Consider the following 4,437-nt stretch of genomic DNA (forward strand, 5'->3'; position numbering starts at 1 on the left):
GGGACCGCGCCGAGGAGCCGGGCTCCCCGACAGTCACCGTCCGGGGAGGCGATGCGGACATCGGGGTCTCGGAGGAGGTCGCCGAGCGCATTCTGACGCCCCTGCTGGACAACGCGCGCCGCTACGCCCGGCATACGGTGACCGTCAGATGCGAGGCGGGCACCGGACGGATCACGCTGTACGTCGGCGACGACGGCCCCGGGGTCCCCGAGGAGTTCCGGTCCTCGCTGTTCGAGCCGGGCCGTCGTGCGGATCCCGCCGACGGCCACGACGGCGCGGGGCTGGGCCTGGCGCTAGCCAGGCGCCTCGCCCGCGCCGCCGGCGGCGACATCACGCTCTCGGACGGAGGCCCCGGCGCGTCGTTCGCCGTCAGCCTGCCCGCGGGCTGACCGGCTCCGCCACGGCTACGTCCCGCTTGGTGCGGGACAGAAACACGACCAGACCGAGAATGACCGCGAGGAACAGGACGCTCGTGCCGACCGCGCCGAGCCCCAGGCCGCCGTCCGCCGTCGGCTGGGACAGATAGTCGCCCAGCGAGGCACCGAGCGGCCGTGTCAGCACGTACGCGATCCAGAACGACCACACGGCGTCGAGGTCCAGCGAGTAGTGGGCGACGGCCACGACCGCGATCAGGCCGGCGAAGAGCAGGGCGGACAGCCAGTACCCCACGTTGAGCCGCTCGGCGGTCAGATCACCGGCCGCGGTGCCCAGGGCGAACGTGAACAGGATCGCGAGCCAGTAGAAGGCTTCCCTGCGGCCGGTGCGGATGGTGTGGATCGACAGCGTCCGCTCGCTCAGGTACCAGGCGGCGAAGGTGAGGACGAGAGCCACGGCGAAGACCGCCGTCGTCGTCTCCAGCGGGACCCCGAGATTGTCGGTGAGATTGTCCGTGATCAGCGTGCCGACCACGCTGATCAGCACGACGGCCAGCCAGTACACCCACGGCACATAGGCGCGGGTACGGAACTGGACGACCAGAGCGACGGCCAGCAGACCGGCCATGACGTACGACGTGGTGACCAGGCCCAGGCCCAGATCCGCGTTCAGGAGATCGGCGGCGGTCTCGCCCACCGTCGTGCACAGCACTTTGATCACCCAGAAGTACAGGGTGACTTCGGGAACCTTGTTCGCCATCTGCCGGGGTAGGGAGTACGACCGGCCGGCATGCGTGTTGGTGGTCATGGAGGCGACGCTCCCAGGACGTACCTGAACGTTTCCTGACCACGTCGGACGGGATCCACGGTCGGCGGGCCCGGCGTCGGGCGCGGGCGTATTCGATGACGATCAGGATGAGTTCGGTGTTCGTCTTCACGAAGTCGATCCGGCCGGGGCCGAGAAGGCACGCCTGTGGGTACAGCGCGCCGGATCCGTGCCAGCCTCCCGCCCAGGGCACCTGACGGGCATCCACCCAGGTCAGGTGCCCTTCCTTGGCGCTTAGAAGAAGCCCAGCCTCTTCGGCGAGTACGACACCAGCAAGTTCTTCGTCTGCTGGTAGTGGTCCAGCATCATGCGGTGGTTCTCGCGGCCGATGCCCGACTGCTTGTAGCCGCCGAACGCCGCGTGCGCGGGGTACGCGTGGTAGCAGTTCGTCCAGACGCGGCCCGCCTGGATCGCGCGGCCCGCGCGGTACGCGGTGTTCATGTCGCGGGTCCAGACTCCCGCGCCCAGGCCGTACAGCGTGTCGTTCGCCGTCTTGATCGCGTCGTCGAAGTCGGCGAAGGACGTCACCGCGAGCACCGGGCCGAAGATCTCCTCCTGGAAGACCCGCATCCGGTTGTCGCCCTCGAAGATGGTGGGCTGGACGTAGTAGCCGCCGGCCAACTCGCCCTCGTACTCGATGCGCTGACCGCCCGTCAGGATCTTCGCGCCTTCCTGCTGGCCGATGTCCAGATACGAAAGGATCTTCTGGAGCTGGTCGTTGGACGCCTGGGCGCCGATCATCGTGTCCGTGTCCAGCGGGTGGCCCGCCACGATCGCCTCGGTGCGGGCGATGCCCGCCTCCAGCAGCTCGCCGTAGTGGCCGCGTTGGATCAGCGCGCGCGACGGGCACGTGCACACCTCGCCCTGGTTGAGGGCGAACATCGTGAAGCCCTCGAGCGCCTTGTCGCGGAAGTCGTCGTCCGCCGACCACACGTCGTCGAAGAAGATGTTCGGGCTCTTGCCGCCCAGCTCCAGCGTGACGGGCTTGATGTTCTCGGAGGCGTACTGCATGATCAGCCGCCCCGTGGTGGTCTCGCCCGTGAAGGCGACCTTCGCCACCCGCGCGCTGGACGCGAGCGGTTTGCCCGCCTCCACGCCGAAGCCGTTGACGATGTTGACCACGCCCGGCGGCAGCAGATCGGCGACCAGGCTCATCCAGTAGTGGATCGACGCCGGAGTCTGTTCGGCCGGCTTGATCACCACCGCGTTGCCCGCCGCCAGCGCGGGCGCGAGCTTCCAAGTCGCCATCAGGATGGGGAAGTTCCACGGGATGATCTGCGCGACCACGCCGAGCGGCTCGTGGAAGTGGTACGCGACGGTGTCGTCGTCCAGCTCGCTCAGCGAGCCCTCCTGCGCCCGGAGCGCCCCCGCGAAGTAGCGGAAGTGGTCGATGGCGAGCGGGATGTCGGCGGCCAGTGTCTCGCGCACCGGCTTGCCGTTCTCCCAGCTTTCGGCGACGGCCAGCTCCTCCAGCCGCGCTTCCATCCGGTCCGCGATCTTGTTGAGGATGTCCGCGCGCGTGGCCGCCGACGTCTTTCCCCAGGCCGGGGCCGCGCCGTGGGCCGCGTCAAGCGCGCACTCGACGTCGGCGGCGGTGCCTCGGGCGATCTCGGTGAAGGGGCGGCCGTTGACCGGGCTCGGGTTCTCGAAGTACTTGCCTTGGGCCGGCGGGACGTACTCGCCGCCGATCCAGTGGTCGTAACGTGACTCGTACGAGACGATCGCGCCGTCGGTGCCCGGCGCTGCGTATCGGGTCATCTCAGTGGCCTCCCGGTGAGGGTGCCGCCCGCCTTTGGACGGCGCTCACCGCGAGGCTAGGAGCGCGGACGTTGCGACCAGGTTGCGCCGAGTCGCCCGACGTACGCCGTCGCCCGACGTACGCCGTCGTCCGACGTGCGCCGTACGAGGCGCCGCTCAGCTCGCCTTGATCATGTCCGCGCACTTCTCGCCGATCATCATCGTCGTGATGCACGGATTGACCGCAGGCAGGAACGGCATCACCGACGCGTCCGCCACCCTCAGCCCCGTCACGCCCTTCACCCTCAACTGCGGGTCGAGCGGCGAGTCCACGTCCCCCGCCGCCCCCATCCGCACCGTGCCCGCCGGGTGGTAGACGGTGTTGTGCGTCTGACGGATGTAGTCCAGCAGCTCCTCGTCGGACCGCGCGTCCGGTCCCGGCGCCAACTCCCGCCCCTTCCACGCCGCCAGAGGCTGCTGCGCGGCGATCTCGCGGGCGAGCCGCAGCCCGTACGTCATCACCCGGATGTCGTGCTCATGGGTGAAGTAGCGCGGATCGACCCTCGGCTTGTCCCGGAAGTCGCGCGTACGCAGCCGCACGGTGCCGAGCGAGCGCGCGCGGGTGACGTTCGGTGTCAGACAGAAGGCGTTGTCGGTGGTCGGGTAGCCGCGCCGGTAGGTGTTCATGTCGAAGGGCACCGAGCCGTAGTGGAACATCAGGTCGGGCCGGTCCAGGCCCGGCTCGGTGTCGGCGAAGATCCCGATCTCCCACCACTGCGTGGAGGTGGTGACCATGGGCTGCCGTGCCTCCCACATGATCACGCCCTCCGGGTGGTCCTGGAGATGGGAGCCGACGCCCGGGGAGTCCACCCGTACCTCGACGCCGTTCTCCCGCAGATGCCCGGCCGGGCCGATGCCCGACAGCATCAGCAGCTTCGGCGAGTCGATCGACCCGCAGGAGACCACCACCTCACGGCGTGCCCGGACGGCGCCGCTGTGCACGGTGTCCGACTCCAGATACTCCACTCCCGTGCAGCGGTGCGGGTCGCCGGGCTCGTCGAACAGCAGCCGCTTGGCCTGGAGTCCCGTACGCACCTCAAGATTGGGCCGCTTGCCCAGGATCGGGTGCAGATACGACACGGAGGCGGACGAACGCGTGCCGTCCGGATGCGAGTTGATCTGGAACCAGTGCGCTCCCCGCAGCACCGTCCGCCCCGTGTTGAACGGCGTGGTGGGGATCCCGGCCGCCGCGCACGCCTCCAACAGGGCACTGCCGCAAGGGTCGTTCGGCGGGATCGTCATGATGTTGACCGGGCCCGAACGGCCGTGGTGGTCGCCGGGCGCGTCGTTCGTCTCCAGCCGCCGGTAGAGGGGGAAGCAGTCGGCCGCGCTCCAGCCGGCGCAGCCGAGGGCTCCCCACTCGTCCAGGTCCTCGGCGGCTGTTCGTCGCACAACTCGTGCATCGCCTTCTGGGCACCGGCCGAGGACCTGGACGAGTGG

General features: G+C 69.4%; 4 protein-coding genes. 1 reads left to right on the plus strand and 3 read right to left on the minus strand.

What is annotated here, in order from left to right:
- On the plus strand, positions 1 to 389 hold a 389-nt coding region (locus tag BHU15_RS08410; RefSeq protein ID WP_141726789.1), incomplete at its 5' end, for an ATP-binding protein.
- Here BHU15_RS08410 and BHU15_RS08415 read toward each other — a convergent pair.
- The 3 genes from BHU15_RS08415 to BHU15_RS08425 form a co-directional block, all read right to left on the minus strand.
- The gene (locus BHU15_RS08415) at positions 370 to 1,182 is read right to left on the minus strand and encodes a COG4705 family protein (RefSeq protein ID WP_069626611.1); all 813 of its coding nucleotides are present in this window, start codon (positions 1,180 to 1,182) and stop codon (positions 370 to 372) included. The two genes, BHU15_RS08410 and BHU15_RS08415, sit on opposite strands and share 20 nt — an antisense overlap.
- 252 nt (positions 1,183 to 1,434) lie before the next feature.
- Positions 1,435 to 2,958 (minus strand): acetaldehyde dehydrogenase ExaC, encoded by a 1,524-nt coding sequence (gene exaC / locus BHU15_RS08420; RefSeq protein WP_069626612.1) that lies wholly within the window; start codon positions 2,956 to 2,958, stop codon positions 1,435 to 1,437.
- Between the two features lie 156 nt (positions 2,959 to 3,114).
- Positions 3,115 to 4,437, minus strand: a 1,323-nt coding sequence (locus BHU15_RS08425; RefSeq protein ID WP_069626613.1) for a GMC family oxidoreductase, incomplete at its 5' end; no start/stop codon positions are given.

The organism is Streptomyces niveus, from assembly GCF_001723055.1.
Taxonomy (GTDB): Bacteria; Actinomycetota; Actinomycetes; order Streptomycetales; family Streptomycetaceae; genus Streptomyces; species Streptomyces niveus.